General features: G+C 30.7%; 19 protein-coding genes. 12 read left to right on the forward strand and 7 right to left on the reverse strand.

The genetic code is table 11. From position 1 onward, the window contains the following. Nucleotides 1-274 precede the first annotated feature (274 nt). Complete coding sequence (argH, locus tag MR285_RS03290) at nucleotides 275-1,651, reverse strand: argininosuccinate lyase (RefSeq protein WP_293557995.1); 1,377 nt, start codon at nucleotides 1,649-1,651, stop codon at nucleotides 275-277. A gap of 1 nt (nucleotide 1,652) precedes the next feature. After that, entirely contained in the window at nucleotides 1,653-2,873 is a 1,221-nt protein-coding gene (locus MR285_RS03295; protein ID WP_293557997.1) for an argininosuccinate synthase, read from the reverse strand. Between the two features lie 44 nt (nucleotides 2,874-2,917). Here MR285_RS03295 and MR285_RS03300 point away from each other — a divergent pair, with 44 nt between their 5' ends. Genes MR285_RS03300 through MR285_RS03310 form a run of 3 tightly spaced genes read left to right on the forward strand, consistent with a single transcriptional unit; the run spans nucleotide 2,918 to nucleotide 5,241 of the window. Beyond that, complete coding sequence (locus MR285_RS03300) at nucleotides 2,918-3,727, forward strand: transporter substrate-binding domain-containing protein (RefSeq protein WP_293557999.1); 810 nt, start codon at nucleotides 2,918-2,920, stop codon at nucleotides 3,725-3,727. A 7-nt stretch (nucleotides 3,728-3,734) separates the two neighbouring features. Next, entirely contained in the window at nucleotides 3,735-4,532 is a 798-nt protein-coding gene (locus MR285_RS03305) for an amino acid ABC transporter permease (protein WP_293558001.1), read from the forward strand. Next, nucleotides 4,519-5,241 carry an amino acid ABC transporter ATP-binding protein gene (locus MR285_RS03310; protein WP_293558003.1) on the forward strand — a complete coding sequence of 241 codons (723 nt, stop codon included), beginning with the start codon at nucleotides 4,519-4,521 and terminating at the stop codon, nucleotides 5,239-5,241. The genes MR285_RS03305 and MR285_RS03310 overlap by 14 nt, the downstream gene beginning before the upstream one ends. A 168-nt stretch (nucleotides 5,242-5,409) precedes the next feature. Here the strand turns inward: MR285_RS03310 and MR285_RS03315 are convergent, their stop codons facing one another. Further along, nucleotides 5,410-7,257 carry an ABC transporter ATP-binding protein gene (locus MR285_RS03315; protein ID WP_293558005.1) on the reverse strand — a complete coding sequence of 616 codons (1,848 nt, stop codon included), beginning with the start codon at nucleotides 7,255-7,257 and terminating at the stop codon, nucleotides 5,410-5,412. Then, nucleotides 7,244-8,980, reverse strand: a complete 1,737-nt coding sequence (locus MR285_RS03320; RefSeq protein WP_293558007.1) for an ABC transporter ATP-binding protein — start codon at nucleotides 8,978-8,980, stop codon at nucleotides 7,244-7,246. The genes MR285_RS03315 and MR285_RS03320 overlap by 14 nt, the downstream gene beginning before the upstream one ends. 146 nt (nucleotides 8,981-9,126) lie before the next feature. Here MR285_RS03320 and MR285_RS03325 point away from each other — a divergent pair, with 146 nt between their 5' ends. Both MR285_RS03325 and MR285_RS03330 read left to right on the forward strand, forming a co-directional pair. Then, nucleotides 9,127-9,366: a DUF3787 domain-containing protein gene (locus tag MR285_RS03325; RefSeq protein ID WP_293558009.1), complete on the forward strand. Its 240-nt coding sequence runs from the start codon at nucleotides 9,127-9,129 to the stop codon at nucleotides 9,364-9,366. Between the two features lie 41 nt (nucleotides 9,367-9,407). Next, nucleotides 9,408-9,959: a phosphatase PAP2 family protein gene (locus MR285_RS03330; RefSeq protein WP_293558011.1), complete on the forward strand. Its 552-nt coding sequence runs from the start codon at nucleotides 9,408-9,410 to the stop codon at nucleotides 9,957-9,959. On the opposite strand, the gene MR285_RS03335 is transcribed toward MR285_RS03330, so the two are convergent. Next, nucleotides 9,933-10,370 (reverse strand): nucleoside deaminase, encoded by a 438-nt coding sequence (locus MR285_RS03335; RefSeq protein ID WP_293558013.1) that lies wholly within the window; start codon nucleotides 10,368-10,370, stop codon nucleotides 9,933-9,935. The genes MR285_RS03330 and MR285_RS03335 overlap by 27 nt on opposite strands. Nucleotides 10,371-10,491: 121 nt before the next feature. Between MR285_RS03335 and selD the strand changes: the two genes are divergently transcribed. The 5 genes from selD to MR285_RS03360 are packed head-to-tail and all read left to right on the forward strand — an operon-like array spanning nucleotide 10,492 to nucleotide 14,368. After that, nucleotides 10,492-11,511: a selenide, water dikinase SelD gene (gene selD / locus MR285_RS03340; protein ID WP_293558015.1), complete on the forward strand. Its 1,020-nt coding sequence runs from the start codon at nucleotides 10,492-10,494 to the stop codon at nucleotides 11,509-11,511. After that, nucleotides 11,512-12,087: a sulfurtransferase-like selenium metabolism protein YedF gene (yedF, locus tag MR285_RS03345; protein ID WP_293558017.1), complete on the forward strand. Its 576-nt coding sequence runs from the start codon at nucleotides 11,512-11,514 to the stop codon at nucleotides 12,085-12,087. Then, nucleotides 12,081-12,341: a DUF3343 domain-containing protein gene (locus MR285_RS03350; protein WP_293558019.1), complete on the forward strand. Its 261-nt coding sequence runs from the start codon at nucleotides 12,081-12,083 to the stop codon at nucleotides 12,339-12,341. Before yedF ends, MR285_RS03350 begins: the two co-directional genes overlap by 7 nt. Beyond that, the gene (locus MR285_RS03355; RefSeq protein WP_293558021.1) at nucleotides 12,338-13,480 is read left to right on the forward strand and encodes an aminotransferase class V-fold PLP-dependent enzyme; all 1,143 of its coding nucleotides are present in this window, start codon (nucleotides 12,338-12,340) and stop codon (nucleotides 13,478-13,480) included. Before MR285_RS03350 ends, MR285_RS03355 begins: the two co-directional genes overlap by 4 nt. Nucleotides 13,481-13,489: 9 nt before the next feature. Further along, the gene (locus MR285_RS03360) at nucleotides 13,490-14,368 is read left to right on the forward strand and encodes a DegV family protein (protein ID WP_293558023.1); all 879 of its coding nucleotides are present in this window, start codon (nucleotides 13,490-13,492) and stop codon (nucleotides 14,366-14,368) included. Between the two features lie 28 nt (nucleotides 14,369-14,396). On the opposite strand, the gene MR285_RS03365 is transcribed toward MR285_RS03360, so the two are convergent. Beyond that, a complete protein-coding gene (locus MR285_RS03365; RefSeq protein WP_293558025.1) occupies nucleotides 14,397-15,737 on the reverse strand; it encodes an MATE family efflux transporter in 1,341 nt (446 codons plus the stop codon). Nucleotides 15,738-15,866: 129 nt separating this feature from the next. Between MR285_RS03365 and MR285_RS03370 the strand changes: the two genes are divergently transcribed. Further along, the gene (locus MR285_RS03370) at nucleotides 15,867-16,607 is read left to right on the forward strand and encodes a gamma-glutamyl-gamma-aminobutyrate hydrolase family protein (protein WP_293558027.1); all 741 of its coding nucleotides are present in this window, start codon (nucleotides 15,867-15,869) and stop codon (nucleotides 16,605-16,607) included. 50 nt (nucleotides 16,608-16,657) lie between these two features. On the opposite strand, the gene MR285_RS03375 is transcribed toward MR285_RS03370, so the two are convergent. After that, complete coding sequence (locus tag MR285_RS03375) at nucleotides 16,658-17,737, reverse strand: hypothetical protein (protein ID WP_293558029.1); 1,080 nt, start codon at nucleotides 17,735-17,737, stop codon at nucleotides 16,658-16,660. A gap of 116 nt (nucleotides 17,738-17,853) precedes the next feature. Between MR285_RS03375 and MR285_RS03380 the strand changes: the two genes are divergently transcribed. Further along, a complete protein-coding gene (locus MR285_RS03380) occupies nucleotides 17,854-18,123 on the forward strand; it encodes an ACT domain-containing protein (protein ID WP_293558030.1) in 270 nt (89 codons plus the stop codon). Nucleotides 18,124-18,126 lie beyond the last annotated feature (3 nt).

The following is an 18,126-nucleotide window of genomic DNA, read 5'->3' on the forward strand; positions in this document are numbered from 1 at the left end:
AAGACCTATTAAAGAAGATATGCCATCACTTGAAGAATTATTCCAAGAATTTTATGTAGAAGGAATGGATCAAGAATAATAGAAAAATAAAAGGATGTTTAAAAGCTACTTTTTTAAGTGGCTTTTAAACAAATATAAAACATTGTATGAAATCAACAAATTTTATTATGTTTTCAAAAAACTTTTAAAAATCCGCAATAGTTTGTAATAAAAAACTGACCTTTTAAAGTTAGATTTTAACTCTAGTTTTGTGGGTCAGTTCACTTATTTGAAATTATTTTATTTTGCTTATAAAATTTTTTAAATTATTTATTTGAATATTTACTGCATCCTTTGCAGGACCACCATAAACATTGCGATTTTCTAAAGATTTTTCTATTGTTATAAAATCATAAAGATCTTTTTCAAAAACTTTATGAAATTCCTTATATTTTTTTAAACTTATATCTTCAAGTTTTAAGTTTTTTTCTATTGAATAATTAACAATTTGACCAACTACGCTATAAGCTTCACGAAAAGCTATGCCCTTTAATACTAAATAATCAGCTAAATCTGTTGCATTTAAAAATCCTTTTTCAGCAGAATTTTTCATTTTTTCCTTATTAATATAAATTGTATTTAAAATCCCCTTCATAATTTTTAAAGAATTAAAAACTGTTTTTACTGAATCAAAAAGAGGTTCCTTGTCTTCTTGAAAATCCTTATTATAAGAAAGAGGCGTGCCCTTTAAAACTGTAAAAAGTGCGAATAAATCTCCATAACATCTATCGCTTTTGCCCCTTATTAATTCAGCCATGTCAGGATTTTTCTTTTGAGGCATTATACTTGAACCAGTAGAAAATTTATCAGAAAATTTAACAAAATTATACTCACTACTGGAAAAATAAATTAGTTCCTCACAAAGTCTTGAAAGATGTGTCATAATTACAGAATTGTTAAATAAAATTTCAAGTACATAATCTCTATCAGAAACGGAATCCATAGAATTTTCTGTTGGCTTTTTAAATCCCAATAGTTTTGAAGTCATAAATCTATCGATGTTAAAACTTGTTGTAACAAGAGCACAGCTTCCAAGGGGATTTTCATCTAATCTATTAAAAGTATCTTCTAATCTATTAAGATCCCTATAAAACATTTGGGCATAACTTAAAATATAGTGAGCAAAAGTTGTTACTTGAGCATGCTGCATATGAGTGAAACCAGGCATTATTGTTTCTATATTTTTTTCAGCTAAATCAATAATTGTTTCAATTAATTCCAATAACTTTATTTTAATTTTTTCTAATGATTTTTTAGGATATAATCTTAAATCTAAGGCACATTGATCATTTCTTGACCTAGCTGTGTGAAGTTTTTTTCCAACAACACCCACTCTTTTTGTTAGCTCATTTTCCACAAAAGAATGGATGTCTTCTTCCTTTAAATTAATTTCAAGTTTTCCTTCTTTTATTTCGTCTAAAATATTTTGAAGTTCGCGTGAAATAATTTTTTCTTCGTTTTGCGTTATTATTCCAACTTTACTGAGCATTTTTACATGAGCAAGAGAACCTATTATATCTTCCTCAAATAAAATTTTATCGAAGTCAATGGACTTATTGAATTCATGTGCAAAATTTTCAAGTCCATCTAAGTGACTGCCCCATAAATACATATTAAACTCCTTTATTTATCTTTGCATCAACAACTGTAGATAGTGAATATAAATTAATAAATCCTTCGGCATCTTTGTGAGAATATAAGTTTTCTGCACCATCTCCAAAGGAAGCCAAGTCCTCGTTATAAAGTGAATATTTAGAGCTTACTCCTGCGGGGATTATATTTCCCTTGTAAAGTTTTAGTTTAACCTTACCAGTTACATTTTTTGAAATTTCGTTGCTAAAGGCAAGAAGACCCCTTAAAGAATTTGAATACCATTTTCCGTCGTATACAAGATCGGAAAATTTAATTGATAAATAATTTTTAAGATGTGCAGAATCTTTGTCTAAAGTGATGGATTCCAAAATTTCAAGTGCCTTATATAATATTGCTTCACCTGGATTTTCGTAAACTCCACGGCTTTTCATTCCCACAAGACGATTTTCAACTATATCATCAATACCAATTCCATTTTCGCCGCCAATCTTATTCAAATATTTTAAAAGATTTGCAGGTGTCATTTTTTCTCCATTTACTGCAGTAGCTTCTCCACTTTGAAATTCAATTTCTAAGTCAAAAACTTCATCCTTTGCCTTCATTGGCGATACTGAAAGTTCTAAAATTTTATCATAATCTGGATAATTTTCTGGATTTTCAAGATCAAGACCTTCGTGGGATAGATGCATTATATTTAGATCTTTAGAATAATTTGTTTCCCTTGAAATTTTAAGTGGAATATTGTGTTCTTCTGCGTAATCAATTTCCTCTTCACGAGATTTTATATCCCAAATTCTCCAAGGTGCAATTATTGGCATTTCTGGTGCAAAGTGTTTTATTCCCATTTCAAAACGAACTTGATCATTACCTTTACCAGTACATCCATGACAAATAGCATCACAATTTTCTTTTTTTGCAATTTCAACTAGTGCTTTTGCTATTAGAGGTCTTGCTGTTGCAGTTCCAAGAAGATAATTCTTTTCGTACTTTGCACCAATTTTTAAAGTTGGAAATACAAAGTCCTTAACATATTCATCCACAAGATCTACTATATAAATTTTTGAAGCTCCTGTTTTTATTGCCTTTTCTTCAAGACCTTCAATTTCAGTTTTTTGTCCAACATTTCCAACGACTGCTATAACCTCGCAGTTATAATTTTCCTTTAGCCATGGAATTATTATAGACGTGTCAAGACCACCTGAATATGCTAGGGCAACTTTTTTATAATTATTATTTTTCATCTTTTTCCTCCAAATTTCAAAACTTTAAAATTTGGAGGAAAAAAATGAAAAAAATAATAAGTATATCAGTAATAGTTTTAGCTGCCCTTATTTTATTTGTGGCATTATTTTTAAATAAGTCTAATGGTAATTCTAATGCAAGAATAAATGATATTAAAAAATCTGGGAAAATTGTAATGGGATGCAATGCAAACTATCCACCTTTTGAATTTCACAAAAACATCGATGGAAAAGATAAAATTGTTGGATTTGATGTTTTCATTGCAGAAGAAATTGCAAAGGATCTTGGAGTAAAACTTGAAATCTCAGATATGGAATTTTCATCTGTACTTGCAAGTTTAGACTCTGGCGTAATTGACCTTGCCCTTTCTGGAATTTCAAAGACTCCTGAAAGAGAAAAATCAATTTTATTTTCAAAGGTTTATTACGACCCAAAAAATTATTTATTAGTAAATTCTAAGGATTTAGGAAAATATAAAGATGAAAAGAGTGTTGTTGATTTAACTATTGGAGTTCAGACAGCGACAGTTCAAGAGGAAATTGCAAAAAATTTAAAGATTAAAAATATTGTTTCACTACCAAAGACACCAGATTTAATTGCACAATTAAATCAAGGCTTGATCGATGGAATAATAGTTGAAAAAAGTGTTGGAGATAATTATGAACTTTCCAATAAAAATTTAAAGATGGAAAATAGTTTTTATTTTAAGGCTGAAACTAGCGGAACTGCTATTGGTCTTAAAAAAGGCGATGACGAACTTTTAGAAGTAGTAAACAAAACGCTAGACCGATTAGAAAAGGAAGGCAAGCTTGAAAAATATTATGAAGATGCACTAGAACTTTCAACAAAGTAGGTGTTTCATGGAAAATATATATAAACTGGAAAATAAAAAACTTTCAAAAAATAATATAATTAATTATTTAGTAATTTTTGCCTTTGTAATTTTTATCTTTATATTTGGCAATTTAATTATAAATTTTTTTAACACGACAGTAGAAATTTTTGAAAAGTACAGCTCCTATTATATAAAGGGACTTTTGACTACTATTTCACTTTCCCTTATATCTGTAATTTTAGGTTCTATATTTGGATTATTTTTATATTTGATGAAATCTTCGGAAATAAAAAGTCTAAGTATCTTTGCAAATTTATACATTGAAATAATAAGAGGAACACCAATGCTTACTCAAGTATTTTTTGTATTCTTTGGATTGGCAAGTATTATAAATTTTAAAAGTTTTGGGATTTCAATTTCATCCTTTGCTTATGTAACAGGAGTTATTGCAGTGAGTTTAAACTCTGCGGCTTATGTATCTGAAATTATTAGATCTGGTATAAACGCAATTGACAAAGGTCAAATGGAAGCGGCAATTTCTCTAGGAATGAAAAAATCTTTAGCAATGGAGGAGGTTATTCTTCCACAAGCTACAAAAAATATACTTCCAGCTCTTGCAAATGAATTTATTGCAGTAATAAAAGAGACTTCAATTATATCTACAATAGGTGTTACAGATATTATGTACAATGTAAACTTAGCTAGAGGTTCATCTTATAAATCTTTAGAGCCACTTATAATTGGATCAATGCTTTATTTTGCAATTACTTTTACTCTTACGAGATTACTAAAATTTGTGGAGGGGAAATATGATAAAAATTGAGAATTTATATAAATCCTTTGGAGATAAAGAAGTTTTAAAGGGAATAAACTTAGACATTAAAGATTCAACTGTTACAACAATAATTGGAGCAAGTGGATCAGGAAAATCAACTCTCCTTCGTACAATTAATCTCTTAGAAAAATGTGATGATGGAAAAATCTTTCTTGATGGCTATGAAATAACTGGTGCAAATCCCAATTTAGAAAAAATAAGATTAAAAATTGGAATGGTTTTTCAAAATTTTAATTTATTTCCCAATAAATCTGTAATTGAGAATATTACTTTAGCACCAATAAAAGTTAAAGGTGAAGATGAAAAATCTGCAAAGGAAAATACAATTGCCATTCTAAAAAGTATGGGTTTAGAAGATAAAGTGTACGCATATCCAGATTCTCTATCTGGAGGTCAAAAGCAAAGGGTTGCCATAGCAAGAGCTCTTGCAAATAAACCGGAGGTACTTTTGTTTGATGAACCAACATCAGCCCTTGATCCAGAAATGGTAAAAGAAGTTTTAAATGTAATAAAAGCCCTTGCAAAAAAGGGTCTTACTATGATAATAGTTACTCATGAAATGGGTTTTGCGAGAGAAATTTCTGATAAAATTGTATTTATGAAAAATGGCATCGTAGAAGATATAGGTGATCCAAACTATATCTTTTATGAAACAAAAAATGAAAACACGAAAAAATTTTTACAAGCTGTATTGTAATTAAAAATTCCTTAGAAAATTAACTCTAAGGAATTTTTTTGTACATATATTGTATTTAGCCTATCATTTTTAGGAAGGCTATACTTCATAAATTTTATTATAAATTAGTTTTTGTTCTTGATTTTTATAGTCTGCGTAAAATCAAAAGTCTATTTTATGACTTTAGTTCTATTCATTGTCGAAGCCGCCTGTGTAGAGGTTGTAATAAATTCCTTTCTGTTCAAGTAAATCTTTATGGTCTCCTCTTTCTACAATTTCTCCATTTTGTAAAACTATTATTACATTGGAATTCATAATAGTTGAAAGTCTGTGGGCGATTACAAAGGTTGTTCTGCCTTTCATAATTTCGTCCATTCCATTTTGCACAATTTTTTCTGTATGAGAGTCTATGGAGGAAGTTGCCTCATCGAGAATCATTACTGGTGGATTAAAAATTTCTGCTCTAGCTATGGATAATAGTTGCATTTGACCTTCAGACAATTCGCCACCTGCTCCAGTGATAATTGTGTCGTAGCCATCCTTTAGATTTTTTATAAAATTATGGGCGTTAGTTCTCTTGGCAGCTGCAATAGTCTTTTCCATGTCAACTTCATCTACGGAATAATTTATGTTTTCTGCAATTGTACCTGTAAATAAATGTGTATCTTGAAGGACCATACCAAGTGATGAGCGAAGGTCTTTCTTTCTTATTCTCTTTATATCGAAGCCATCAAAGGTAATTTCACCACTGTCAATGTCGTAAAACCTATTTATTAAGTGTGTGATTGTGGTTTTTCCTGCACCAGTTGCACCAACGAAGGCAACTTTTTGCCCTGGTTTTGCATATAGATTTAGATTTTTAAGGATCTTATTCTTGCCGTCATAAGAGAAGGACACATCATTAAATTTAATGTCGCCCAAAAGTTCTCTGTATTCATCTGTGGCAAGGTCATGCCAAAAATATTTTTCTTTTCCATTAACTTCACGCACAACTTTTTCTACATCACCAGAATAGTCTTCGGGACTAACTTCTAAGAAGTCAAAAATTCTTCTTGCGCCTGCAATTGCAAGAACAACGGAGTTTATATTGCCGCCGATTTGACCCATGGGACCTGTAATAGTTCTTGATAATTGTAAGAAGGATGCAACTACACCGACAGTAATACCAAAGCCGCCGTGTACTGCCATTAGTCCACCGATTAATGCAAATAAAATGTATTGAAAATTTCCAATTCCAAAAATCATTGGGAAAAGGAAAAGACCCAATCTATTTGCAATCATTGTGTTTTTCATTAGTTCTTCATTTATAATTTTGAAGTCTTTTTTCGCAGCTTCTTCGTGATTAAAAACTTTTATGACTTTTAGTCCGTCAGTCATTTCTTCGATGTATCCATTGGTTTTTGCTAGAGAATTTTGTTGGCTCATAAAATAATGAGAGGATTTTCCGCCAATTACATTCATTACAAAAATCATAAGTCCAACTGTAAGAATTATTATAAGAGACAAAAATACAGATTGAGAAAACATGGCAATTAAAACCATTGTTATTGTCATAAGTGATGATACAAAAGAAGGAAAAGATTGGGAAATCATATCTCCAAGTGCTCTTACATCATTTGTATAATAACTCATAATGTCACCGTGACTTTTGCTATCGAAGTAAGATACGGGAAGAGATTGCATCTTTTTGAACATCATCTTTCTAATATCGCCAAGAGTGTTCTCGGAAATGTAAACCATTAGTCTTGAATATGCAAAGGATGAGAGCACACCAATTGCCAAGAATAAAGACATTTTAATTAGCAAGTCCAAGAGATTTGAAAAATCAGGGACATCAGTTTTTAAAAGTGGTAGTACATAATCATCTATTAAAAATCTCATGAAAAGTGAAACGGAAATCGTGGCAAAGGATGAAATTATTACAAATAAAGAAACTGCTAGGAGTTTATATTTATGTCTTTTAAAAATAAAGGAAAATAATTTTTTTGCTGCAGCTTTATTTTCTGGAGATGTAATTTTTGTCTTATTCTTTCGCATCAAAATCACCGTCGCTTTCTTGAGTTTCATTGATTTCTTTATAAATTGGACTATTTTTAATTAAATTTTCGTGTGTTCCAATGTTCTCTATTTCACCTGAATCCATGACAATGGTGTAATCCGTATTTTTTAGTGATTTAATTTTTTGTGAAATCAAAATTTTTGTCATATCCGGCCTTAAATTGTTTAGAGAATTAATTATTTTTTCTTCGGTTTTATTGTCTAGGGCTGAAGTTGAGTCATCCATAATTAAAATTTTCGGGTTTTTTAAAATAGACCTTGCAATAGAAATTCTCTGTTTTTGTCCACCAGAAAAGTTAGTACCACCTCTTTGTACAGTCATATCGAGATCCTTTTCTGGATCAATGAAGTCGTCGCATGATGCAATGTAAAGAGCTTCTTTTAATTCTTCATCGGATAAATTTTCATTAGCCCATTTTAAATTTTCACGAAGTGTGCCAGTGAATAGTTGATTTTTTTGTAAAACGACAGATACTTGGTCTCTAAGAGCTACAAGATCATAATTTCTAACGTTTTTTCCACCAACATATACTTCGCCACTTGTAGTGTCAAATAGTCTTGCTATTAAACTTATGAGAGTGGATTTACCAGATCCTGTTGGACCAATTATGCCAACATAGTCTCCAGAGTTTATCTTTAAATTGATATTTTCTAAAACTGATTTGTCTAAATCACCTGAATAAGAAAAATAAACATTGTCAAAAACAATTTCTCCATTTTTCACTTCACTTACAGCATTTTCAGGACTAAATATAGATGGTTTTGTGGCAATTACTTCATTTATACGAACAATTGAATTTCTAGCGATGGTAATTTGTACGGTAATCATTGAAAGCATCATAAGTGAAATTTGAATTTGAATTGCATAAGTTACAAGACCTGTTAGCGCACCCGTGCTCATGTTTCCAGCCACGATGAAATGACTACCAAGCCATGCAATTAAAATAGTCATAAGATATGTGGAAAAATTCATAAGTGGATTTGTAAAGGCAAGAAGCTTCTCCGCCTTGATGTAATTATTTTGAAGTTCATCAGAAATATCATTAAACTTTTTTATTTCCTTATCTTCTTTTACAAAGGACTTAACAACTCGAATTGCAGACAAGTTTTCTGATACATCCGTGTTTAATTTGTCTGTGATTTCAAAAACTCTTTCAAAAATTGGATAGGCTCCCTTGATAATAAGTCCCATTCCAGTGGCGATTAGTGGAATTATAATTACAAAGGTTGGAGCAAGTTCTTTGGATAGTTTAAAACTCATGACGAAGCAAAAGATGGTTGTAAGAGGCGCCCTTATTGCCATTCTAGTAGTCATTTGGAATGCCATTTGTACCATTTGCACATCAGTAGTCATTCTAGTGATGAGAGTTCCCCTCTTGAATTTGTCCATGTTTTCAAAAGAAAAATTTGTAATGTTCTCAAACATGGAGTAACGCATATTTTTTGCAAGCCCACTTGAAGCCTTTGTAGCAAGATAACCTGAAATTATACCTGTTGCAAGAGAAATTGCCGCAAATATAAATAATATAATGCCAAAATGAATTATATTTTTACTTGAATTTTTTAGTATGCCTTGATCAATAATTTTTGTCATGTAAAAGGGAATTGATGTATTCGTTAAAACTTCTAACAAAACAAAAAAAGGCGAGAGCACTGCATACTTTTTGTACTCGCCTAAATTATTAAAAATAACTTTTAACATATAACACTTCCTAAATTCTATTTAATTTTGATACATATATACCCAAAATAATTTTGTCAAACACTTTACTAAAAATATTATAATACTTTACTTAAATGAATTGTATTTAAACTTTATTTGTAATAATATATATATGGAGGGATATTATGACGGACGATAAAAAAGAAAAAAATTTAATTGAAAATTCAAAGACTCTTTCTGATTCAAAAAAGAAAGAAATGAAAGCAAACATGGAGCAACAAAGGGAAATAAAACCCGAAGATAGACCAGATTCTGATGTATATGCTAAAACTAAAGGGAAAGATCCAAAAACAGGAATTGAAATCCCAACAGATGCAGAAGTTGAAGAAGCTAAAGAATGGGTTGACAAAGAAAATAGAATGTAAAATATGGCCTAATGATAGGCCTTTTTTTACGAGAGGTGCAGATGAATAAAAAATTTTTAGATTGGCTCCTTAGCATAAGGACTGAAACATTAAATAGATATATGATTGCAATAACACATCTCGGCACAGGTGGTGCTATTTGGCTATTTACAACATTTATTCTTTTTTATCTTGGCTTTAGAGTTGAGAGCATAAATATAGCTTTAGCATTAATTTTTAACGGGATAGCATGCAATTTACTTTTAAAGAATATTTTGAAAAGGAAAAGACCTTCTTGGATTTCAAAGGTCGAACTTTTGATAAAGAATCCAACAGACTTTTCTTTTCCATCGGGTCACGCATCTTCATCCTTTGCCGCTGCACTAACTATCTATTTTTATTTTAGAGGTATGGGAATATTTTTTCTAGTTGTTGCGACATTAATTTCACTATCAAGAATTTATCATTTTGTACATTATCCAAGTGATGTAATAATTGGGGCAATGCTTGGAATGATAATTGCTATTTTAACAAAAAATAGTTACGATAAATATATTTTAGAATTTTTGCAAAATAATGCTACATTTTTATTTAGACCTATTCCTAAGTTCTAAAAAAAATTCGGTAATTAGATTTGCGCATTCTCTTTCGCAAATACCAGACTCATAACTTATATTGTGATTAGTTATGAGTTTTTCTATTTTCTGATGAGAAACAACTGCTCCAAATCTTTTGTTTCTAGCACCAAAATACAAATTTCTAATTCTAGAATTTAAAATTGCCCCCACACACATTAGACATGGCTCTAAAGTTACATAGATGTCTGAGCCTTCCAAGTGATAGGAATTTAAATTTTTAGACGCCATATTTATCGCCATAATTTCTGCATGAGCAATGGGGGATTGAAGTTCCTCCTTTTTGTTGTATCCATATCCAATTATTTTATTATTTTTTACTATTACACATCCAATGGGCACATCATCTGATAAAAGTGATTTCTTTGCGTAATGGATTGCCTTTTTCATATATTTAATTTCCATGAAATTATTATATCAAATAAATTTTTTAAATGTGTGTAGGACTTTTACTTTTATAAAAGGTTATATGAAAAATCATCTCTGTGATATAATATTTAAAGGTGATAAAATGTCAGAATTAAATTTAGAACTTGAAGTTTGTGGCGGATGCAATGAAAAAATTGGAGTCAAAGATTTAACTAGCATTCTTAAAGATTTAAGGCCCTATAAAAGAGAAGAAATAACTGTGGGTTTTGATAAGAGAGATGATGCTTGTGTATACAAAATAAACGAGGATATCTCAATTGTTGAGAGTTTAGACTTTTTTTCTACAATGGTAAAAAATCCCTACGACTTTGGAAGGATTGCTTCAACAAATGCAATTTCTGACATCTATGCAATGGGTGGAGAGCCAAAATTTGCACTAAACATAGTTTGTTTTCCAGAGGAAGAGAATCTCGAAATTTTAAGGGAAATCCTTCGAGGTGCAAGTGATGTTTGCAGAGAAGCGGAGGTTTCCATAACGGGCGGACATTCTATTCACGATAAGAAGATAAAGTTTGGTCAATGTGTGACGGGAATTGTTAAAAATAGTGAAATTTGGAAAAACAATGGTGCAGAAGTGGGAGATTATTTTATTCTGACAAAACCACTTGGCGTGAGTCTTGTTATGAGCGCCTATTCCGTAGGCATGACATCAGAAAATAATTACATAGAAGCAATAAATAAAATGACTACATTAAATAAATATGCAGCAGAAATTTTAAAAAAATATGAGGTTTCCTCTGTTACAGATGTTACAGGATTTGGCTTAATAGGTCATTTAGATGAATGCACTGAAAATTCTGTGGAAATTTTTGCAGATAAAATAAATTTTTTGCCAGGAAGTTATGAAGCTGCCAGTGAATTTTTATTTACTGCAGGAGGACAGAGAAATAGGAAGGCACTAGAAGATGAAGTTGTCTTTACTTTCGATGATTTTGCCCTAGAAGAAGTTCTATTTGATCCACAGACTTCAGGGGGTCTTTTATTTGCAGCGAAAAAAGAAGAAGCAGATAAAATTTTAGATGAAATGAAAAAAAATGGAATTCCAGCTTTTTATGTTGGTCGTGTAATTCCAAGGGAAAATAAAAAATTTAAGGTGATATAAATGGAAATTGATGCAAGAGGATACGCTTGTCCAAAGCCAGTTATTATGACTAAAAGGGCAATTAGTAAAAGTAATGCAGAAGAATTATTAATAAAAGTTGATAACGAAGTTGCAACAGAAAACTTGAAAAAGATGGCAGACCAATTGGGCTATAAGGCAAGTGTTATTGAAAATTCTAAAAGTGATTATGAAGTCCATCTTAAAAAAATAGAAGATGTTAAAAATTTTGAAAATACTAATGACGAGTATGTAGTGATTTTTTCATCAGACAAACTTGGTATTGGCGAAGAAGAATTTTCCAAAAAATTAATGGAATCTTTCACTTATTCCCTTTCAGAAGAAGATAGACATCCAAAATATATTTTGTGTTACAATTATGGAGTTCATTTAACAACAATAAATGAAAAAACTGTAGAAGATTTCAAAAATTTAGAAAAAAAGGGCACGGAAATTTTATCTTGTGGACTTTGCCTTGAAAACTATAAATTAAAAGATAAATTAAAAATTGGCGAAATAACAAATATGTATAGAATTTGTGAAATAATGACAAATTATAGAGTTGTAAAACCATGTTAGAATATCATATCTTGACCTTTGATTCTTCAAATAGATCCATTAAGGCAGAGAGGATTCTTCGAAAAAACAAATTAAGGGCGAGGGTAATCCCTGTTCCGGAAGAACTTTCAAAGGGTTGTGGATTTTGTATAAAGCTAGAGGGTGAAATAGAAGTTGCCAAAGAATTTTTGAAAGAAAAAAATATTTCGCCAAAGGGAATATATAAATTCAAAGAAGATTCCGGAAGAAAAATTACAAAGATTGGTGAAAAATGATTTACTTAGATAATTCATCTACTACACTTATAAAACCAGACGTGGTTTCAAGGACTTTATACGAAGCTATTGCAAGCCAAAAATTTTCAAATCCTTCTCGTGGATTTTACCAAGAGGCGATAAATTCCAGCGAAGGAGTTTATGATGTAAGAGAAATTATAGCAGAATTTTTTGGAGTAGAAGACCCACTAAATATTGCCTTCACGGCAAATGTTACTACTTCACTAAATTTAGTTTTAAATTCACTTTTTAAAAGTGGCGACCACATAATTACAAGCGTAACGGAACACAATTCTGTTTTAAGGCCACTATATCAACTTGAAGATAGAGGTGTTGAGCTTTCCTTTATAGACATTGATGAAAATTACAATTTAAAACTAAAGGAACTTGAAAATTGTTTAAAAGACAATACTAGGGCAATAGTTATAACTGCCGAGTCCAATGTAAGTGGAGTTCGAACTGATTTAGAATATATTTACGAATTTGCCATAGCCCATAACCTTTTAGTAATTATTGACGGAGCACAAGTTGCAGGAACTGCAAAGATAAAATTTAACGAGAGAAAATATCCGAGATTAATTTTTTGCATAACAGGACACAAGGCTCTTTTTGGACCAACAGGGACTGGAGCAATAATAGATTTGTCAGAGGAAAAATTTAAAAATGTATTTACTGGAGGCAGTGGGGTAAATAGTTTTCATAGATTTAATCCAGTTGAGATGCCAGATGTTTTTGAATATGGTACAATTAATTTCCACTCAATATTGGCACTTGGTGCAGGAGTAAAATTTATCGACGAAATTGGAATAGAAAGAGTTTCAAAAAAAATTCACGCATTGCGACAAAAGCTTTTTTACGGTATAAGAGATATTCCAGGGATAAAATTATTTTCAAATGAAAAGGATTCAAGCATAGTTTCCTTTAATTACAAGGATTATCCATCATCCGAAATTTGTAAGAGAATGTATAAAATAAATAAAATTGCCTCTAGGGGTGGAATACACTGTGCACCACTTTTTCACGAGAGAGTTGGAACAAAGACAAGGGGCATAGTGAGGCTATCACTTTCCTATTTTAACACTGAGGACGAAATAAATAAGACAATAGATACAATAAAAATAATAGCAGAGACTAGCTAGGAGGGAAAAATGACTTTTAAGATAATATCCGACTCTTCATGCGATTTAGATAAAGGGACGCTGAAAGAACTGAGTGTAGATGTTTTAAAAATAAAAAGCGTAGATGAAAATGGCGAAGACTTGCCCGAAGAAATTACTAATCAAGAAATTTATCAAGATATGAGAAATGGAAAGTTTTTTAAGACAAGTCAAATTACTTATTATGAGTATTTAAAAAAATTTGAAGAGCTTGCGGAAAAAGGAATAGACATCATTTGTATGACACTTTCGTCTGGACTTAGCGGAACTTTTCAAAATGCTTACATGGCAAAAAAAGAAGTTGAAGAAAAGTATAATGTAAAAATAAAAGTTTATGACTCTCTTGCGGCATCAGTTGGATTTGGTCAAATAACCTATTTCGCAGGACTAGCTGCAAAAAATGGTGCGAACTTTGAAGAGGTGTCAAGCCTTATAGAATTCTTGGTTGCAAACACTAAGCATATTTTTACAGTTTTTGATTTAAAATACCTTTACGAAGGCGGCAGAGTTTCAAGGACAAGGGCAAGAATTTCAAATGTCTTAAACATCCTTCCAATAATAGAAGTCGATGAAGATGGAAAACTTTATGTTTCCGATGTAGTTCGTGGGAAAAATAAATCCTATAAAAGAATGATAGAAATTATTTCTGAAAAATCCACCTCAGATGGAAGTGACAGAGTTTTTCCAGTTTATGCAGATGACAGAGAAATTTTAAATCCATTAATTGATAAATTAAAAGATAAAGGGTATGATAAATTTTTGTGCTTAGAGATAGGGCACACAATTGCAGCACATGTTGGTCCAGACATCTGTGGTCTGGGCTATTTAAAAGAAAACATTCCAGAAGAATTTAAAAAGTACTTAGATTAAAAAGAATAAACTTAAAGAGAAGTCAAAACTATTGACTTCTTTTTTTATTTAAACTTCTGAAGTTAGGGTTTTTAGTCATCTTTTTTAACGAATAAAGGGAGATTAAAAATACTATAAATTCAGACACAAAGGCTCCTAGAAATAAATATCTTGTTCCCAAAATTTTTACGCAGAGATAAATAGAAATAAATAGAGAAATAGATCCTCTAACAATATTTATTATAATTGAATATTTTGGGTTTCCAATAGCGGAAGAAAGTGATGCGATAAACAAATTGCTTCCTGCTAAGAAAAACATCAAAGCATAAAGCCTTAGTGGTCTAATAGAAGATGAAATCATAGTCTTATTTTCTAAAAACATATTGAATAGTTTTTCTGCGCCAAAATAAGATATTGCATACATTATAATTGCAATTATAGATATAAAAATGAAACTCATTTTTATAATTTTTAAACTTTTCTCTCTTTCCTGTGATCCGTGATAGTAGGATAGAAGAGGAAGAGTGCCGTGGCAGACTCCTTGGAAAGTTGAGTTTGCAAAAATAGACATATAATTTATAACTGCGTAGGCAGACAAAAATTCTGCGGAGATGTATTTTATTACAAATAGATTGAAAATGAAGACAAAGGTAGCGGTGTTTAGTTCTGATATAAATTCGCCAAAACCATAGGCTATTGTGGTTTTTAAATAATCAAAAATTTCTCTAGCACTCATTTTTATTTTCATAAAGCGAAGGTAGCCCTTGGTAGATCTAAAGTGAATAAAAAATATAACGCAAGATAGAAATTGAGCAATGCCAGTAGCAAAGGCAGCACCTTTTACACCCATTTGAAACTTGTCAATTAAAATATAATCTAAAACAATATTTGTAACGCAAGCGGAGATTGCTCCTAATATGGCAGTTCTAGGATATCCATCTACCTTTACCAAAACTTCAAAGGCATAAGAAATTATATAAAAGGGAGAGAAGAACACGATTACAGACAAATATTGGTGTGAAAGTGGAAATAAATTAGAGTCAGCACCCAAAAATAGAATGATTTTATCCATAAAAATTAGCGCAAAAATAGAAAGAAGAACTGCAAAGGCAAGTATAAAAATGATTATAAAAGTGAAAACTTTATTTGCCTTATCTCTATTTCCCCTGCCAAGTTCAATACCAATTATAGTTTGAGACCCAACACCAGTTATAATGGCAATAGCAAAGAGAAAGTTTACATATGGAATTACTATTGTTACAGCAGATAATTCTAATTCGCCTGCAAAATTTGCCACAAAAAATCCATCGACAATTGTGTAAATTGAAAAGACCCACATGGCAATTATTGATGGGATCACAAATTTGAAAAACTGTCTTCTTAAGTTCATAAAACACCTCTAATTTTTTAATTATATATCAGCATAAAATTTGAATCAACAAAACAAAGAGATCTTATATATTACCAATTTTTTCATCTCTTTGATATAATAAAGATATTAAATTACGGGAGGAAGATTATGAAACCAATTATAGGAATTTCTGTAAACTCACTTAGAGACATTTCTCAAAATGATGTTGGACAAATTGGAGTGGAAGGTCAAGATTGGCAACTTATTGCAGCTGATTATATTAGAGCTATCGAAAGAAATGGCGGCGTGCCAATATTAATACCAAATGTAAAGAACTTGGAAGACATGAGAATTGTGCTAGACAAAGTTGACGGATTGCTTTTATCTGGTGGACACGATGTAAACCCAAGGACTTATAATGAAAGAAACAGTGGAAAAGCTGGAAAATTTGACAACCTTAGAGATCATGAAGAAATTTTCATGACACAATACGCACTTGAAAGGGATATTCCTTTTCTTGGAATATGTAGAGGTCTTCAAATTTTAAATATCACTTTAGGAGGAACTATTTACCAAGACTTGCCATCAGCAGGTTTTCCTGCACATTCAATGAGCAATTCACTTAGAAATGAACCATCACATTCAATAAATATTATAGAGGATTCTCCACTTTATGAAATTTTTGGAAGAGATGAAATTTGGACAAATTCCTACCACCATCAAGGCATAAATGAACTTGGCAAAAATTTAAAAAAAGCAGCACTTTCAGAAGAGGGACTTGTGGAAGCTGTATATCTCGATGACAAAAAGTTTGCCTTAGCAGTTCAATGGCATCCAGAAATGATGTACGACGATAAAGGTATGAATAAAATTTTTGAAAAATTTATTGAAGCTTGTAAGAAAAATTAATAAAAAATCAAAAGAGCCCTTGTTTAGAATTCTAATCAAGGGTTTTTCAATTACTCAAAATAATCTATAAAAGTTTTTACTGCAATGCCTGTTTTTTTGTTGTAAAGTATGCCTTCACAGTGTGGCCAGCTATCTTTACCTACAGTTTTTTTAGCTTCTTCATAATCCTTTTTCTTTGCGATTTCTACATTGCCCTCAATTAGTCTTGGACCCTTTTCAATGTAGACTACGTCATTTTCATATCCAGGAATATCTTTTAGTTTGTGGGAAAAATTGTCTAACCCTTTTTCTTGAGCTAAATAAAACAAATCATCCATTAACTCATCGTAGTCTTCTTTGTTATAGCCCTCTTTCATTAAATAATCAAAAGTCATTTTATCGCCACGAGCCATTTTTTTAATAGAAGGAGCATACAAAGATCCATCTTGCGCATAAATTACCTTGTCAAAAACAAAATTATTATCTTTATTTAATATGTATTGAAATTCAATAGGAATATGAGAACCAGATTCCTGTTCAAATATTCCGTCTTTAAAGGAATAATTTAAATTATATACATTAGCAAGTAAAATTAATTTTCCATCTTCAAAGAAGTCCTTTACAAAATAAGTACTATAAGCACAAAGTTCATCTGACATTTTGGGCTTATCAATTTCTCGCATTTTATTTGAAAGCAAATATGAAAAAGCTTTATCTCTTAGAGAAATTTGGGACTCAATTATTTTTGATCCACTTTTTTTAATTTCTTCATTTTCAAAAATATTATTTTTAGCTTTTTTTGCAAATTTAATTTTTCTATAATTTGATGAAATTATTACATCACCTACATTGTTTTTGCTTTTCTCTATTTTTTTGTCAGTAAAGTTTGCATTATTAAAAAGTTTTTCATACTGATTCAAATTTATTTCGCCAATAATTTGTGAAAGAGGAAATTTTTCACTGGACTCTCCAAGATTTTCTCTGGCAATGTAAAGATTTATTTCAGGTTCCTTTGCCACAGTTTTTTCTTTATCTTCTATTTTATTTTTTTCGACAGTATTTTTTTCTTGATTAGGATTTTTACTTTTCCCACAAGCTGTAAATAACAAAATTGTAATCAAAGATATTATTAAAATTTTAAAATTTTTCATACTTTCCTCCTTTTATATTATAATATAATAAAGTAAAATAAAGAGCAACCATAAAGGGATTATTAATGCTTTAAATGTATGATATAATAATTGTAATTTTAATTAAGGGGGATGCTATGAAGGCTGTTATAACTGTCATCGGTAGTGACAAAATTGGTATTGTATATGAAGTAGTAAAGAAAATGGTGGAGTTTGATCTAAATATTGTAGATATCACTCAAACAATTTTAGACGGTTATTTCACAATGATAGTAATAGTTGATTTAACTAAAATGAATGTTGAATTCCAAGAAGTTGTTGATGCTTACGAAAAACTTGGCGAAGAATTAGATCTTTCTATTAGAGTTCAACACCAAGGTATCTTCGACAAGATGCACCAAATTTAAGGA

The sequence above is a fragment of the Peptoniphilus sp. genome (genome assembly GCF_022767005.1).
Lineage (GTDB): Bacteria > Bacillota > Clostridia > Tissierellales > Peptoniphilaceae > Peptoniphilus_A.